Consider the following 15,212-nt stretch of genomic DNA (forward strand, 5'->3'; position numbering starts at 1 on the left):
AATGATGTTCTTTTCTAATAGTGAAGAAGATGATAAAAAGAATAAAAAATAAATATATTTTAATTAAAATATAGCTTTTAAAAGCTATATTTTAAGTTTGCGTAGAAATATCTTCCTGGATCGTTTAATAATACTCTATCTCCACCTGTTTCAACATATGTAACATCTTGATATGTATTAGTTGAAGCATAATTTTTATCAAATAAATTATCAATACCAAATGTAAAACCAACATTTTTATGTAATTGATTATTATATTTTAGATTCATAACTGCATATCCACCTAATTCTTGTTCTTTTGCACTGCTATCATAAGTATCCCATCTATCAACTGCTATAACTTCAGCTGTATACTTAGCATTATTATGTTCATAATTTAATGCCAAATTAGCTTTTAATGGTGGTATTTCAGCTAAATCTTTATCTAATGAAGAATCATCTTTTTTACCTCTTTGATAAGCTACACCATAGTCAAATGAGAAATTATCAGATATTAAATAAAGTCCTGATATATCTAAACCATAAATCTTTGCATCAATATTTTCAAAAGTACCAGTATTATAAATATAATCTTTTAACACAGAATAAAATACTTTTGATTTAATATTAAAATTACCAATTGTTTTATCAAATCCTAAATCTACTTCATAATTTTGTGTATCATCTAAATTATTATTTGTTGACCCCATATAAAGCTCTCTAGCATCAGGTACTCTTGAAGATTTACCAATACCAGCAAAATATTTTGTATTTTCATCTGCATTATATGTTGCAAAAACATTTGCATTTAATGATGTATATTTTTTATCTGTTTTAGAAGCATTTACAGAATCAATATCAGTATAATCATATCTAGCACCAAACTGTAAATCTAGTTTTCCAAATGATTTTGCTACTTCTGTAAAAATTGCTTTATTTGTAGTATCTGTTGAATCTAAACTAGCAAATGATGGCATTTGCATTCCAGACATTACATTAGTCATATACTTTTGACCTCTCCAATTTCTTACACTTGTATCTAAACCTATAGTTACTAATGAATCAGCAAGTTCAAAACTATTTTTTAATTTAGTTCCCCAAATTGAAGATTTCATATGATTAGTCATATACATCATACTTCCACCATTTCTTAACTTTGTACTCATTGGATGATCAACATGAGAATAGTAATAATCAAGATTTAATTCTTTTGAAAAAGTCCCTAAATTTCTTGCTGTATATCCAATAGTATAAATATCTGAATCATCATAGTCAGCATCCATTGGAGTATTTGGATATAACACATTATCACTTCTATTTGCTGTATATGAAAGTTTTATTTCTTGATCATCTGTGATATTAAATATTGCTTTTGTTAAAACTGTTTTTTTCTCAAAGGCATCTAACCCATCTCTTGAATATTGATTCCCTGACATAACACCTTTTTCAAGTTGTTGTTCTAAAAAGTTATTTCCATTTCCATCTTCGTATTGATCACCCTCTTCTGTTGAAGCAGAAACAAGTAATTTAAATCTATCTGTTCCACCACTAACTGTTGCACTAGCTTTTCTATATCCAAAGCTTCCCGCATTTAGATTTACTTCACCGTGAATATCTTTTGTTGGTTCTTTAGTTTTTACTTGTACTAAACCACTTAAAGTTCCAAAATTCTCAACATCATAAGGTCCTTCAATAACTTTTACACTTTCAATATTATTTGTTAAAACATGAGAAGTTACAGGATCCATTCTATTTGGACACGCACCATAAATTTTTGCATTATCAAGAATAATATTGATATTATCTTTCTTTTGTCCTCTAAGAATAATATCATTTGCAATTCCACTTCTTCTTACAATTGATATAGAAGGGATGTTTTTTGTAAGTGCTTCGGCTAAATCGGCACTTTTGATTTGCTCATTACTTACATCTTTTACTATTTGCGCATTCTCTTTTTCCACTACATTAATAGCTTCTAAAGTTTTAGTTTCTGACGCATGCAAGATAATACTAGCGCAACATAAAGATAATGAGACAATTTTTTTCATAAAAATTCCTTGTAATAATATTTTGCGTAATTATTACAAAAAGCTGTTAATTATTTGTTAACTTATAAGTTTTTACAATGATTCTTTTGGCTATTTTTTATTTTTTTATAAATATGAGCTATAATTACATAAATAAAAAAGGATATACATTGAGTAAAATAATATTAGATGTTGAAGATAGAAATATTGAAACAGTATTAACAATTTTAAATAATTTAAAACCAGGGTTAATTAAAAATTTATCAACAAATACAAATAATTTAAATTCTAGACTACAAGCAAAGAAAGTATTAAAACAACAAATTATAGAAGAAGATGAATTTATAAGTAATACACCAAGTATGGGTAAGTATCTATCAAAATCTGGTTATAAAAATAAATTATATAAAGGAAAAGGATGCAAATAATTATATTTTCATTAATAATTCTCGCCGTATTAATATATTTAATACTTAAAATTAAAAAGTCATTTACAAAAAAAGATGTTATTTCTTTTTTTGCAATAATCGCAATAATATTAGCAGCAATAACTTATTATAATAAAGTTCAAAAAGATAAAATCCCAAATCTTTTTAAAGCAAATTATATGCAAGAAAAAAATATACAAATTCAAAAACTAACGTTAACACAGGTTAATATTGAAGATTTAAGTAGCACAAGAGCTGTTTATGATTTTTTATATATTATCAACAAAAATGGAAAAGATTTTGTTTGTGAAGCTAAAAATGTAGAAGTTCAAAAGATTGAAGATGAATATGTTTTCAAAAAATATACAGAAAAATGTAGATTAAAATAAGCACTGTAAAATAAAGTATTAAAAATACTTTATTTTATAAACCCATAATTTTAAAATCAACCTGGCTTAAAACTTTTCTTTGTTTTACAAACATGAGGAAATAAACAGTTATCACAGTCAGGCTTAACTGCTTTACAAATATATCTACCAAATAAAACCATTGCCTGATGAAAAATATGTAAATCATGACCTTTTAGTTTTTTAACCAAATCAGCCTCAGTAATTTCAACCGTTTTTCCATCACTTAAACCAAGTCTGTGAGAAACTCTAAATACATGAGTATCAACAGCCATTAAATTAGCCCCCTCAAACTCAATCATAAAAACATTTGCAGTTTTATTACCTACCCCTGCTAGTTTCATCAACTCTTTTTGAATATGTGGAATTTCTCCATCATAATTTTCTATTACACTTTGTGCCATTTTTATAATATTTTTTGATTTATTATTAAAAAATGAACATGATTTTAATAACTCTTTTACCTCATCAAGTGATGCATCAGCTAGTTCATAAACAGTAGGATACTTTTCAAAAAGTGCAGGAGTTATAATATTTACCCTTTTATCTGTACATTGTGCTGATAAAATAATAGCTATTAATAACTCATAATCATTTTTATAAGCAAGTTCTGTAACAGCATCTGAGTATTTTCCTATAAAGGCTTCTTTTAATATTTCTATTTCTTTTTTTGTTGCTTTTTTCATTTTATATCTTTTATATTTTTTTGATTTTTTCTATTTCATCTCTTAATCTTATTGCTTCTTCAAAGTTTAAATCATGCGATGCTTTTTTCATTTGTTTATTTAGTTCTATTAATATTTTTTTTCGCTCAGCAGCTGGCATTTTTTCTACTTTTTCTTTTTTCCATGCTAGTTCATCGTATTCTTCTAGTTTTAAACTTCCGTCTAATTTTCTTTTTGTTGATTTTGGTGTTATTCCATGTTTTTTATTATGTGCTTCTTGTATTTCTCTTCTTCTATTTGTTTCATCTATTGCAAATTGCATTGAGTCTGTTATTCTTTTTGCAAAAAGGATTACTCTTCCATTTTCATTTCTTGCACCTCTTCCCATTGTTTGAATAAGAGCTGTACGTGAACGTAAAAATCCTTCTTTATCTGCATCTAAAATAGCTATTAGTGAAGCTTCTGGTATATCTAAACCTTCTCTAAGGAGGTTAATACCAATTAGTACATCAAACTCCCCTAGTCTTAATTGTCTTATTATATGATTTCTTTGAATTGCATCTATCTCACTATGCATATATTTAACTTTTATTCCTAAATCACTGTAGTATGAAGCTAATTCTTCTGCCATTTTTTTTGTTAAAACAGTTACTAAAACTCTTTCATTTTTTTCTACTACTCTTTTTATTTCATCATATAATTTTTCAACTTGAAATTCTGAATCCATAATATCAATTTTTGGTTCAATTAGTCCTGTTGGTCTTATTACTTGCTCTGCAACTACGGAGCTTAAATTTAATTCCAATTCATTTGGCGTTGCACTTACAAAAAGAAAACTAGGAGCTTTTTTAATAAACTCATCAAACTTTAAAGGTCTATTATCCAAAGCACTTGGAAGTCTAAATCCATAATCAACTAATACTTCTTTTCTTGACCTATCAGCTGCGTGCATTCCACGAAATTGAGGAAGAGAAACATGTGATTCATCTACAATTAATAAAAAGTCTTTGCCTATTTGTTCAAAGTAGTTCATCAAAGAGTATGGTGTTTCACCTGGTTTTTGACCAGTTAAATGTCGTGCATAGTTTTCAATTCCCTTACACATTCCTGTACCTTCAATCATTTCTAAATCAAATTCTACTCTTTGTTTTAGTCTTTGATATTCAACTAATTTATCATTTTCTTTTAAGTTCTTTAATCTAATATCTAGCTCTTCTTCTATTTCTTTTACTGCAACAGAAAGCTTATCATTTGATACAACAAATGGATTTACTGAGTAGATTATCACTTCTTTTAAGTCTTGTGTTTTATTATTAGTCATATATTCGTGTTTTGTGATTGATTCAACTTCATCACCAAAAAACTCAACTCTAATAAATTCATCTTCATAATATGCTGGATAAATATCAATTACATCGCCATTTACCCTAAAATCTGATCTATCAAAAAACTTATCATTTCTTTTATATCCCATTTCTACAAGTTTTAATAATAACTCACGTTGAGAATATTCAAATCCTACATCCAATCTTTGAACCATCGCTTGATACTCTTCAGGATTTCCTAAACCATAGTTTGCTGAAACCGATGCTATTACAATTACATCATCAAAAGAAAGTAGCGATGCTGTTGTACTAAGTCTTAGTCTTTCAAGTTCTTCATTTATAGAAGAATCTTTTTCAATAAATAAATCAGATCGTGGAATATATGCTTCAGGTTGATAATAATCATAGTATGAAATGAAATATTCAACATGATTATTTGGAAAGAATTGCTTAAACTCTGAATATAATTGAGCTGCAAGAGTTTTATTATGAGTCATTATTAGCGTTGGTTTTTGAGTCTTTTCAATTACCTTTGCCATAGTATAAGTCTTACCTGAACCTGTAACACCTAAAAGAGTATTATATTGATTCCCTGCATCTATTGAATCACTTAATGCTTTTATAGCTTCTGGTTGATCACCTGCTGGCTTATAATCACTTATTACTTCAAACTTTGCGATAATTTATCCTTAGATATTTTTTGTAAATTTTATTGTAATTGTATCTAAGATTTTATTATGATGAGTTTTATATATGAAATTTATGAGTAGAAATTTTAAGAGAAATCAAGCTTATTACCTTTTGGTAATAAACTTGATATTTCATATTTTGTTTGTGTAAAACTATTTAGCTAAGATACCTTCTAATTCAATAGTCAGCTTAACTTCTTCACCAACAACAACTCCACCTGCTTCTAAGGCTTTATTCCAATTAAGTCCGAAGTCTTTTCTATTTATTTTTCCTTCTAATTCTAAACCAACTCTTTTATTTCCCCATGGATCTGTGATTTCTCCATTGTTTTCAAAATCTAATTTGATATCTTTTGAAACACCTTTCATTGTTAATACACCATAAGCATCATCACCATCAATTTTAGTTAATTTAAATGTTAATGTAGGATATTTTTTTGCATCAAAAAAATCTGCTGATTTTAAATGTCCATCTCTTTTTTCATTTTCTGTATTAATTGAACTTACTTGTGCTTCACCACTAAGTGCTTTAATCGTTTTTGTTTTTTCATCATATTCAAATGAACCAGAAAAGTCATTAAAGTTACCTCTAACACTAGAGATCATTAAATGCTTAACTTTAAATCCAAGATTTGAATGACTTGTATCAACCTTGTATGTACCTGCGTATAATGCACCTGCTGCTAAAAGTGATGCTAATCCTAATTTTACTAATTTCATATTTAATCCTTTTAATAATATTTAAATTTGTTTTAGATGCCTTAATTTACTTATTTCAGCCTAGAATTATCTATAAAATAACTCGTAAGATGATTATACTAATAAATAATACAAAAAGTCAAATTAAAAGCATAAAAAATATTATTATTTAATAATATGTGTTTTTTATTAAACTTTTACTCTTATGAACAACAAATAAGACAATAAAACCAACAACAACTCCAAGGATTAATTCATTAACAATAAATGGAATTGATTCAATAAAAATATGATGGATAAAATCAATATTATGAGCTAATATTCCACCACCTACAAGTATCATTGCAATAGTTCCAACAATAGATAATACATTTATAAGTCTTGGCATTAGTGCAATAAAAAAGTTTCCTATTCTTATTTTCTCTTTTTTAATAAACCAAAAACCTAAATTATCAATTCTAACAATTAAAGCTACAATTCCATAAACTCCAATAGTTGCAACAATGGCAACAACTGTTGTTGATATAATCTGCGTAATCAAAGGTTTATCTAAAACTGTTGTAAGTGCTAATATTATGATTTCAATTGAAAGAATAAAATCTGTAAAAACTGCAGATTTTATTTTTGCTTTTTCAATATCAACAATATTTTCAACTGTAGAATTTTTTAAAATCTTTTCATTTTTTTCATCTTTATCTTTTAAAAAATATTCTTCGATTTTTTCAGCACCTTCATATAAAAGATATAATCCACCAAAAACTAAAATAATAGAAATTAACCAAGGAGCAAATGCACTTAATACAAAAGCAATAGGTAAAATAATAGCTTTATTTTTTAAAGAACCTTTTGTTATTTCCCAAATTACTTTTAATTCTCGCTCCTGTTTAAAGCCAGTTGCTTTTTCAGCATTAACAGCTAAATCATCACCCAATATTGCAGCTGTTTTTTGTGTAGCTACTTTTGTACTTAATGCAATATCATCTGCTAATACAGCAATATCATCTAATAATGCGAACATTCCTGATGCCATTAATCTTACCTTTTAAAATTATATTTTTATTTTTGAAAATTCGTGATTTTTAAGTTTGATATATGTTTTATCGCAACAAAGAGAAGGGATATTTACATATATTTTATCTTTAAAATTATGTATTGAACCTTGGTGATAATGACCTTCAATTACAATATCGCTTTTATAGTTTTTCATTCTTTTTTCAACTAAAGTTTTAAAGTTTTTCATTTCATGACAAATATTCTTTTCTAAAAGAGATGAATCAATTTTTTTTGAAATAAAGTTTCCAAAATCAATCATATTTAAAAATTTTAATAAAATTGGATTTCTTATAATAAAACAATATAAATCATATTGCCAATTAATAAAATTATCACCATGTGATAATGCAATTGTTTTATCTTTATATTTTCCAATCAAGGGTTGTTCTTCTCTTTTATAAACTTTTATATTTGGAAATAGTTTTTGTAGATTATAATCATGATTCCCTTCTAAATAAACTATTTGTATGCTTAAAGATAATTTATTTAGAATATCAATTAGGATTTTGTTTTGTTTTATAAAGTATTTACTTTCACCTGATAAAAAGTCAAAGTTATCACCCATTAAGATGAGTTGATGTGTTTCAATCTTTTTAGAGTCTAGCTGCTCTAAAAAGATTAAAAATTCTCTATTTTTTAAGTTAAAATGAGAATCTGCTACAAAAATTGCATTATCTTCTAGATTAAGGAACATAGGCTATTTTTGGAATTCCTTCATTATCTTCAAAGCCACACATAATATTTGCATTTACAACAGCTTGAGATGAAGCTCCTCTTAATAAGTTATCAATTGAAGAATTTATAAATAACGCTTTTTTATTTCTAGCTACAAAAACATCACAAAAATTTGTACCTGCTGTTGATTTAATATCAACTGCACTTTTTCTAACTCTTACGAATTCATTATTTTTATATCTTTCTTCTAAAATTTCTTCAACATTCACTTCTTCTTTTAGTGTTGCATAAATAGAAATTAACATACCTCTTGTAACAGGAATTAGTTGAGGAACAAAATTAATTTGAAACTCTTTATTTTTTACTAATTTAATTTTCTCTTCAATTTCAGGCATATGTCTATGTTTAAAAGGATTATAAGCCATCATATTTTCATTTAAATTAGCAAAATGTGCTAGTTCTGTTAATTTTTTTCCAGCTCCACTTATTCCAGATTTTGCATCAATAAAAATTTGACTTCCTTCTTCTATATAATCAATAAAAGGTAATAATCCTAATAATGAAGCAGTTGGATAACATCCAGGGTTTGCAACTAAATTAGTATTTTTTATTTCATTTTTATAATATTCAGGTAATCCATAAACAGAATTAGGAATATTTTCCTTATCTTCATGAGCACAATAATGTTCTTCATAAGTATCAAGCTCAAGTCTATAATCAGCTGATAAATCTACAACTTTTATGTCTAAAGCTAATAACTCTTTTGCAAAAGACATAGATGCTTTATGAGGAAGTGCTAAAAAAGCTAAATCAGCCTTAGCAGCAACATCACTAGCACTTGCTTTTTCTACTTTAATATTTAATACACCTTTTAAACAAGGATGTAAATCTTCTACATTAATATCACCTGTTGTATTTGCAATATAAGTAATATTAAATTTTGGATGTGTTAATAATATTTTAATTAATTCTAAACCAGTGTATCCACTAGCTCCTATAATTGCTACATTCATTATATTTTTAACTCCTTATATCCTACACTTAGTATTTCAAAAGTTTTAATTCCTCCTGGAAGTGTAGCTTTAATTTCGTCGCCCTCTTCTTTTCCTAAAAGTTGTTTTGCTAAAGGTGAGTTAAATGAGATTAATCCATTATCAGCATTTGATTCAACTCCACCAACAATTGCATATTTGAATTCTTCATCTGTATCTACATCAACCAATTCAATAGTTGAACCAAAACTTACTTTTGTATGAGGAAGAGTTGTTGGATCTATGATTACAGCTTTAGAAATTATTGCACCAATTTCTGCCATTTGTATATCTATTAATGCTAATTTCTCTTTTGCCGAATGATACTCTGCATTCTCTTTTAAGTCACCTAGTTGTCTAGCTTCTTCTAATGCAATTACAGTTTCTGGTCTCTCTTTCTTTTTTAGAAACTCTAATTCGCCTGTAATTTTTTCGTATCCGATATTTGTCATGGGTTCTTTATCCATCAATATCTCCTATCTTTAATTTATGTTATAATAGCGAAAATTTTTAAAAGAGTAGTTTATATGAAATATGATAGAACAAAAAAGCTATTTGGTGATGAAACTTTTAATAAATTCCAAAATACAAAACTAATTTTATTAGGTGTAGGTGGAGTTGGAAGTTTTGCACTAGATGCACTTTATAATACAGGAATTACAGATATCACAATTGTAGATTTTGATACCTATGAAGATTCAAATATGAATAGACAATTAGGAAGTGTTGGGAATATTGGAAGAGTTAAAGTTGATGTAATGAAAGAAAGATACCCAGAAGTAATTGCAATTAATGAAAAAATCACACCTGAATGGATTGATGACTTTGATTTTTCTTCTTATGATTATATTTTAGATGCAATTGATGATATAAAACCAAAAGTTCATTTGATTCAAAGACATTATAAAAAAATTATTACAACAAGTGGCGGAGCAAAAAGAATAGATCCTAGTAAGATTGAATATAAATCAATTTGGGATACTTATAATGATCCATTTATAAGAAAAATAAGAACTGAATTAAAGCAAAAAGGTTTTAAGAAAAAGTTTAAAGTAATTTTTTCATCTGAAAATCCAATGTGTATTGAAAAAGGAAGTTTTGAGGGAGTTACGGGTTCTTTTGGTTTAATGATGGCATCTGTAACTATACAAAAAATTGTAAATAAACTTAAAAAATAACTTAAAGTTAGTTAAAGAATAAAACATATATAATAAATGTCATAGACTACAAAAGGATTAATATGAGCGGAATTAGTGGTAGTGTTGAACAAATGACACAAGCACATTTGAGAAATGTTCAGCAATTAGCAGTATTTTACACTGGTCACAATAATATTTACGCAATTAATATAGCAAAGGTAAAAGCTTTTATAATTACAGAAGAAGTAGCTATAAATGATACTCCTACAGACTCTGATATAATTGCAGGAATTGCAACTATTAGAGGAGAACCTGTTACATTAATAAATCTAGATGCTTGGTTAGGACATAAAGCATTAGATGTTCATGAATATAAATTAATCATCTTTTGTGAATTTAATCATAAAAAAATTGGTTTCTTAATAAAAGATATGTTAGATATTGTTGAAAAAACGACTGATGAATTAAGACATACAGAAGAGACTAATTCAAAAATAACATATACAACTTATATTAAAGCTCATGACAAAGACGAACTTTGTACAGTATTTAATGCAGAACAATTATTAAGAGATATTGGTTGGACTGATGATGGAGAAAAAGATGTACAAAAATATGTAGAAAGTACTCTTGATTCAAGTAAAATTATATTAGCAGCAGAAGATTCAGGAGTTGCTAGAGAAGTTCTGAATAGTTTTTTTAAAAAAACAGGTGTTAGATTTGAAATATATACAAATGGAACACTTCTTTTAAAAAGATTAGAAGAAATTAATCCAGATTCCATAGGAATGATACTTACTGATATTGAAATGCCTGGAACTGATGGGTATCAAGTTGCATCATTTATTAAAACAAATTCAAAATATGCAAATATCCCAGTTATTGTAAACTCATCAATGACAACAGATGCAGTTAAGGGAAAAATGAATCAAATTGGTGTTGATGGATTTGTAGGGAAAACAGATATTCCTGCATTGTTTAAATTAACAAAAAAATTCTTAGCATAAAAAACTAAACTAGAAGAAATTCTTCTAGTTTAGTTTTGATCTAACCAAGTTTTGAACTCTTCTATTTGAACTTTTGTTTGTTCTGTTGATGTTCCACCTTTTGATGTTCTTGCATTCATTGAATTTCTTAAATCTAAATACATAACAATTTCTTCATCAATATCTTTAATTTCATCATTTGATTGTCTAATTTCTTCAACACTAAGTTCTGAAATATCTTTATTTAAACTATTTGCTTTTTCTACTACATCTTTTGTAATATAATAAGCAGTTCTAAAAGGCATATTTTGTTTTTGAACTAAAAAATCTGCTAAATCAGTAGCACTTAAGTGTCCAATTTTACAAGCAAATTCCATTTTATCTACATTTACAATCATTGTTTTAATTACTTCATTTAAAATCTTTAATGAAATTTCAATAGTTTTTACTGAATCAAAAACACCCTCTTTATCTTCTTGTGTATCTTTATTATATGCTAGTGGTAAACCTTTCATAACAGTGAATAATGAAATCAAGTTTCCATAAACTCGACCTGTTTTACCTCGAAGTAATTCAGGAACATCAGGGTTTTTCTTTTGTGGCATAATTGATGAAGTTGTAGCATACTCATCACTCATTCTAACAAATTGAAATTCGTAAGAAGACCAAGTTACAAGCTCTTCTGAAATTCTAGATATATGCATCATTGAAGTTGAGATATTAAATAAAATTTCTAAAGCAAAATCTCTATCAGATACACTATCCATAGCATGAGATGTAGGTGCACTAAACCCTAATTTATCTGATGTACTTTGTCTATTAATATTATGTGGAGTTCCAGCAAGTGCAGCACTTCCTAGAGGTGAATAATTATTTCTTTCATAAGAGCTTTCAAATCGCTCAAAATCTCTTTTAAACATATTTGCATAAGCTAGTAAGTGATAACCAAAATTAAGAGGTTGTGCGTGTTGTAAATGAGTCATTCCTGGGATTAAAGTATCAGTATGTTTTGAAGCAACATTTACAAATGTTTCAACTATTTGTTTTAATTGTTCTTTTATAGAAAGTGATTTTTCTTGAACATAAAGTCTAAAATCTAGTGCTACTTGGTCATTTCTACTTCTTGCTGTATGAAGTCTTTTTCCAGGTTCTCCTACTATTTCAGTTAGTCTATTTTCAACTGCCATATGAATATCTTCATATGCTAGTGAAAATTCAAATTTTCCAGATTCTATTTCTTCTTTTACTTGTAATAAACCTGATTCTATAAGTTCTTGTTCTTCTTTTGTTAAGATACCTTGTTCGCATAACATTTGAGAGTGAGCTATTGAACCTTTTATATCTTGTGAATAAAGTTCTTTATCGAACATAATTGAAGCATTAAACTCATCTAAAATTTGTGCATTTGTATTTTTTAATATTTGATTATTTTGGTTTGACATTATATATATTCCTATCTATGAAAAGCGTGATTTTGCGTATTATATCATAAGTGATATTATTTAAAAGTCAATGGCTTTATAATAAGTAAAAGCCAAAGACCTATGCATATTAATTTTATTTTTTTATTTTTTCCATAACTGGTCCACAAACTGCATTGATCCCAATATTTGATAATATTTTAATATCTGATTCTTTATTCACAGAAGTTGCTATTAATTTTATATCTAAAGACTGTGTTAAAATTTTTAACATATTTAAACTTTGTGTTGATTCTAATAAGAAATATTTTGAAGCTTTAACATATAAAGGTTTTAACTCTTTTAAATAAGAGTAATCATTGCTATTTGCAATAAAATTGAATATAGCAAATCTGAAATTAAACTCTTCAAACAAATTAATGTACATAATTGTGTTATTAAGATTTTGATTAAATGATTCTTCTTCTATTTCAAATATGATATTTTGATTATTTATGTTTTGATACTTTTCAAATAAGACTTTTAATTTTGAATAATTATTAAAATCTATTATAAATACTATGGGTAATTGGATTGTGATTTTACTATTTGTTTCATTATTTTTTAATATTTTTTCTATAATATGTAAATAAACTTCACTTAATCGACCTTGTGCCAAAATAGCAGGAATCAAGCCTTTATATGAAAAATTATTATCCTCATAATTTAATTCAAAACTTATAGTTTTATGTAAGATATCTTTTAAATTTATATCTATTACATCACGATAAAGGAGTTTGAAATAATTTTTTTCTAATGATATATTAATTATTTTTATCCATTCTTCTTTTGTTAAACACTTATCAATATCTTCTATAAAGAAATAATCTTTATCAGGAAATGTTTTTGCTTGAGAAATAACATAATCCATTTTAGTTAAAAGTGTTTTTACACTTTGTTCTTCTTCATATTTGAATAAACCAACAAATATATCATCAAATGATATTTCTAAATTATCATTTATATTTTTTATAAAATTTGATATAGATTTTTTCATTTTTGATTCATCTATGTTAGGAATTACTAAAACAAATTCTGAACCATTCATTCTTGCAATTAAATTTGAGCCACCACCAAACTCTTCTTTCATTAAATTTGATAAATTTACTAAAATAGTATTTGTTTTTTCATAACCAAATTTTTTGTTTAATTCATCTATTTTTAAAGAAACTATACTAATAAAACCTTGATTATTTGAATTGTCTTTATCTAAAAACTCATTTGCTTTTAATATAAAATATTTTCTATTATGTAACTTACTTACTTCATCAAAATATAATAGTTTTTTATTTAATTTTAAAACATTATTTGTATTTTCAAACATTTTTTCAATTTTACTTATCATACTATTTATACTTAATGTTACAGATTTAAATTCAGAAGTAAAAGGTAAATCTTTTTCTATAATAAACTCATTTCTCATAACAGCTAGAGCTTGCTTTTTAATAGTTTTTAGAGGTTTTAGAATATAAGCAAATAAGAAGAACAGTATTACTGTCAAAATTGCAAAACTTATTAATAATGAAAAAATAAGATTTTTAAAAATTGAATATGTTTGATGATAAAATATTGTTCTATCATTAAAAATTTCAATTGTTCCTAAAACATTCCAACCATTTGAAATAGTTGATTTTGCAGATATTTCGCCAATATCTATAAGATTTATAAACCACAAAGGAATATCATTTTTTTCTTCTGATATATCTTTTGATACTTCATAAATACTTACTTCTTCATTATCTTTAAAAATGATTTTTTCATAATTACCATTATCAAAACTAGCATTTATAACAGTTTTTATTGAAGATATATCAGAACCTGCATTTGTAATTGATAAGCTTACACTTGTTGCACTATTTTGTACATTTTCATATAAAGATTTTTCACTAGAGTCTTTTATAATTTTGAATGAAACTACAGTAATTAATATAAATAATATTGTAAAAATAAATAATATTACAATTGAAACTTGTTTAAATAAACTCATATTTTGTTCCTTTTGATTTTTCTTAATAACACATCCCATTTTTTATGTGCTGATGTTCTTTTTCCATTTCTTAAGATATTTGGATTGAAGTTATAAACTGGTGTTAAATCAGTTCTTTTTGATGCAGGGAATATTATACGTCTAATGCTATCTAGGATTAATGGTTCTGAATTTGGAGTTTCAAAATAAGACAAGACCATATGAGCATCTTTTAATCCAGCAACTCGTACATAAGTTAAAAACATTTTTGAAGTAGGAATACCAAGATTCTTTAATGCAAAATATTTAGCAATTACATAATCTTCACAATCCCCTTTATCTCGAGCTAAAAATTCAGAAGGAGAAGCCCAATAATCACTAATACCATAGACTTCTTTATCACTTTTATATTTTACAAAATTAAAAAACTCATTAACTCTTTCAAGTTTTTTCTTTGTACTACTTTTTTGTAATCTTTTTAATAACCTATTTAGTGCCACAAATCTATTTTTTGCAAATCTATTATATTTCTTTTCCACTTTTTTTATAAGAGAAGAACTTGCAAAATCAGCTGAGTAGCTAGTAAAAATTAGTAATAAAATGATTATAAATATTTTCATAAGTAAATTGTATCAAAATAGGCAAAGAGACAAATAAATTTCATCTCCTTGCACTTTTTTTAA

Annotated in this window: 15 protein-coding genes; 4 read left to right on the forward strand and 11 right to left on the reverse strand. The window is 26.2% G+C overall.

Annotation, left to right across the window (positions count from 1 at the left end; all coding sequences use genetic code 11):
* Window positions 1-77: 77 nt before the first annotated feature.
* The gene (locus D9T19_RS13160) at window positions 78-2,027 is read right to left on the reverse strand and encodes a TonB-dependent receptor plug domain-containing protein (RefSeq protein ID WP_121628709.1); all 1,950 of its coding nucleotides are present in this window, start codon (window positions 2,025-2,027) and stop codon (window positions 78-80) included.
* A 149-nt stretch (window positions 2,028-2,176) separates the two neighbouring features.
* Between D9T19_RS13160 and D9T19_RS13165 the strand changes: the two genes are divergently transcribed.
* Together D9T19_RS13165 and D9T19_RS13170 are read left to right on the forward strand one after the other, a co-directional pair.
* Entirely contained in the window at window positions 2,177-2,434 is a 258-nt protein-coding gene (locus D9T19_RS13165; protein WP_121628710.1) for a hypothetical protein, read from the forward strand.
* Complete coding sequence (locus D9T19_RS13170; protein WP_121628711.1) at window positions 2,425-2,823, forward strand: hypothetical protein; 399 nt, start codon at window positions 2,425-2,427, stop codon at window positions 2,821-2,823. Before D9T19_RS13165 ends, D9T19_RS13170 begins: the two co-directional genes overlap by 10 nt.
* 56 nt (window positions 2,824-2,879) lie before the next feature.
* Here the strand turns inward: D9T19_RS13170 and nth are convergent, their stop codons facing one another.
* The 7 genes from nth to greA all read right to left on the reverse strand — a co-directional run bounded on the left by nth (window position 2,880) and on the right by greA (window position 9,445).
* Window positions 2,880-3,527: an endonuclease III gene (gene nth / locus D9T19_RS13175; RefSeq protein ID WP_121628712.1), complete on the reverse strand. Its 648-nt coding sequence runs from the start codon at window positions 3,525-3,527 to the stop codon at window positions 2,880-2,882.
* A 10-nt stretch (window positions 3,528-3,537) separates the two neighbouring features.
* Window positions 3,538-5,511, reverse strand: a complete 1,974-nt coding sequence (uvrB, locus tag D9T19_RS13180; protein WP_121628713.1) for an excinuclease ABC subunit UvrB — start codon at window positions 5,509-5,511, stop codon at window positions 3,538-3,540.
* Window positions 5,512-5,673: 162 nt separating this feature from the next.
* The gene (locus tag D9T19_RS13185) at window positions 5,674-6,240 is read right to left on the reverse strand and encodes a YceI family protein (protein WP_121628714.1); all 567 of its coding nucleotides are present in this window, start codon (window positions 6,238-6,240) and stop codon (window positions 5,674-5,676) included.
* Window positions 6,241-6,388: 148 nt separating this feature from the next.
* On the reverse strand, window positions 6,389-7,249 hold the full coding sequence (locus tag D9T19_RS13190) for a DUF808 domain-containing protein (protein ID WP_121628715.1): 861 nt from the start codon (window positions 7,247-7,249) through the stop codon (window positions 6,389-6,391).
* An 18-nt stretch (window positions 7,250-7,267) separates the two neighbouring features.
* Window positions 7,268-7,966, reverse strand: coding sequence for a UDP-2,3-diacylglucosamine diphosphatase (locus tag D9T19_RS13195; protein ID WP_121628716.1), 699 nt, complete (start codon window positions 7,964-7,966; stop codon window positions 7,268-7,270).
* Complete coding sequence (argC, locus tag D9T19_RS13200) at window positions 7,956-8,960, reverse strand: N-acetyl-gamma-glutamyl-phosphate reductase (RefSeq protein ID WP_121628717.1); 1,005 nt, start codon at window positions 8,958-8,960, stop codon at window positions 7,956-7,958. The genes D9T19_RS13195 and argC overlap by 11 nt, the downstream gene beginning before the upstream one ends.
* Entirely contained in the window at window positions 8,960-9,445 is a 486-nt protein-coding gene (greA, locus tag D9T19_RS13205; protein ID WP_121628718.1) for a transcription elongation factor GreA, read from the reverse strand. Before greA ends, argC begins: the two co-directional genes overlap by 1 nt.
* A 60-nt stretch (window positions 9,446-9,505) precedes the next feature.
* Between greA and D9T19_RS13210 the strand changes: the two genes are divergently transcribed.
* The gene (locus tag D9T19_RS13210; protein ID WP_121628719.1) at window positions 9,506-10,156 is read left to right on the forward strand and encodes a tRNA threonylcarbamoyladenosine dehydratase; all 651 of its coding nucleotides are present in this window, start codon (window positions 9,506-9,508) and stop codon (window positions 10,154-10,156) included.
* A 62-nt stretch (window positions 10,157-10,218) separates the two neighbouring features.
* On the forward strand, window positions 10,219-11,124 hold the full coding sequence (locus D9T19_RS13215; protein WP_121628720.1) for a chemotaxis protein CheV: 906 nt from the start codon (window positions 10,219-10,221) through the stop codon (window positions 11,122-11,124).
* A gap of 29 nt (window positions 11,125-11,153) precedes the next feature.
* Here D9T19_RS13215 and argH read toward each other — a convergent pair whose 3' ends face one another.
* From argH to D9T19_RS13230, 3 genes are all read right to left on the reverse strand, one after another.
* Window positions 11,154-12,545 carry an argininosuccinate lyase gene (argH, locus tag D9T19_RS13220; RefSeq protein ID WP_121628721.1) on the reverse strand — a complete coding sequence of 464 codons (1,392 nt, stop codon included), beginning with the start codon at window positions 12,543-12,545 and terminating at the stop codon, window positions 11,154-11,156.
* Between the two features lie 115 nt (window positions 12,546-12,660).
* Window positions 12,661-14,550, reverse strand: a complete 1,890-nt coding sequence (locus D9T19_RS13225; protein ID WP_121628722.1) for a bifunctional diguanylate cyclase/phosphodiesterase — start codon at window positions 14,548-14,550, stop codon at window positions 12,661-12,663.
* Window positions 14,547-15,149: a transglutaminase-like cysteine peptidase gene (locus D9T19_RS13230; RefSeq protein WP_121628723.1), complete on the reverse strand. Its 603-nt coding sequence runs from the start codon at window positions 15,147-15,149 to the stop codon at window positions 14,547-14,549. The genes D9T19_RS13225 and D9T19_RS13230 overlap by 4 nt, the downstream gene beginning before the upstream one ends.
* Window positions 15,150-15,212 lie beyond the last annotated feature (63 nt).

The organism is Poseidonibacter antarcticus (assembly GCF_003667345.1).
Taxonomy (GTDB): Bacteria; Campylobacterota; Campylobacteria; order Campylobacterales; family Arcobacteraceae; genus Poseidonibacter; species Poseidonibacter antarcticus.

Coding starts and splice junctions, on each gene's coding strand:
- argH (WP_121628721.1), bottom strand. CDS start 12,545: ATGTCAAACCAAAATAATCAAATATTAAAAAATACAAATGCACAAATT.
- D9T19_RS13190 (WP_121628715.1), bottom strand. CDS start 7,249: ATGGCATCAGGAATGTTCGCATTATTAGATGATATTGCTGTATTAGCA.
- D9T19_RS13210 (WP_121628719.1), top strand. CDS start 9,506: ATGAAATATGATAGAACAAAAAAGCTATTTGGTGATGAAACTTTTAAT.
- D9T19_RS13230 (WP_121628723.1), bottom strand. CDS start 15,149: ATGAAAATATTTATAATCATTTTATTACTAATTTTTACTAGCTACTCA.
- D9T19_RS13195 (WP_121628716.1), bottom strand. CDS start 7,966: ATGTTCCTTAATCTAGAAGATAATGCAATTTTTGTAGCAGATTCTCAT.
- greA (WP_121628718.1), bottom strand. CDS start 9,445: ATGGATAAAGAACCCATGACAAATATCGGATACGAAAAAATTACAGGC.
- argC (WP_121628717.1), bottom strand. CDS start 8,960: ATGAATGTAGCAATTATAGGAGCTAGTGGATACACTGGTTTAGAATTA.
- D9T19_RS13225 (WP_121628722.1), bottom strand. CDS start 14,550: ATGAGTTTATTTAAACAAGTTTCAATTGTAATATTATTTATTTTTACA.
- D9T19_RS13215 (WP_121628720.1), top strand. CDS start 10,219: ATGAGCGGAATTAGTGGTAGTGTTGAACAAATGACACAAGCACATTTG.
- D9T19_RS13185 (WP_121628714.1), bottom strand. CDS start 6,240: ATGAAATTAGTAAAATTAGGATTAGCATCACTTTTAGCAGCAGGTGCA.
- D9T19_RS13160 (WP_121628709.1), bottom strand. CDS start 2,027: ATGAAAAAAATTGTCTCATTATCTTTATGTTGCGCTAGTATTATCTTG.
- D9T19_RS13170 (WP_121628711.1), top strand. CDS start 2,425: ATGCAAATAATTATATTTTCATTAATAATTCTCGCCGTATTAATATAT.
- nth (WP_121628712.1), bottom strand. CDS start 3,527: ATGAAAAAAGCAACAAAAAAAGAAATAGAAATATTAAAAGAAGCCTTT.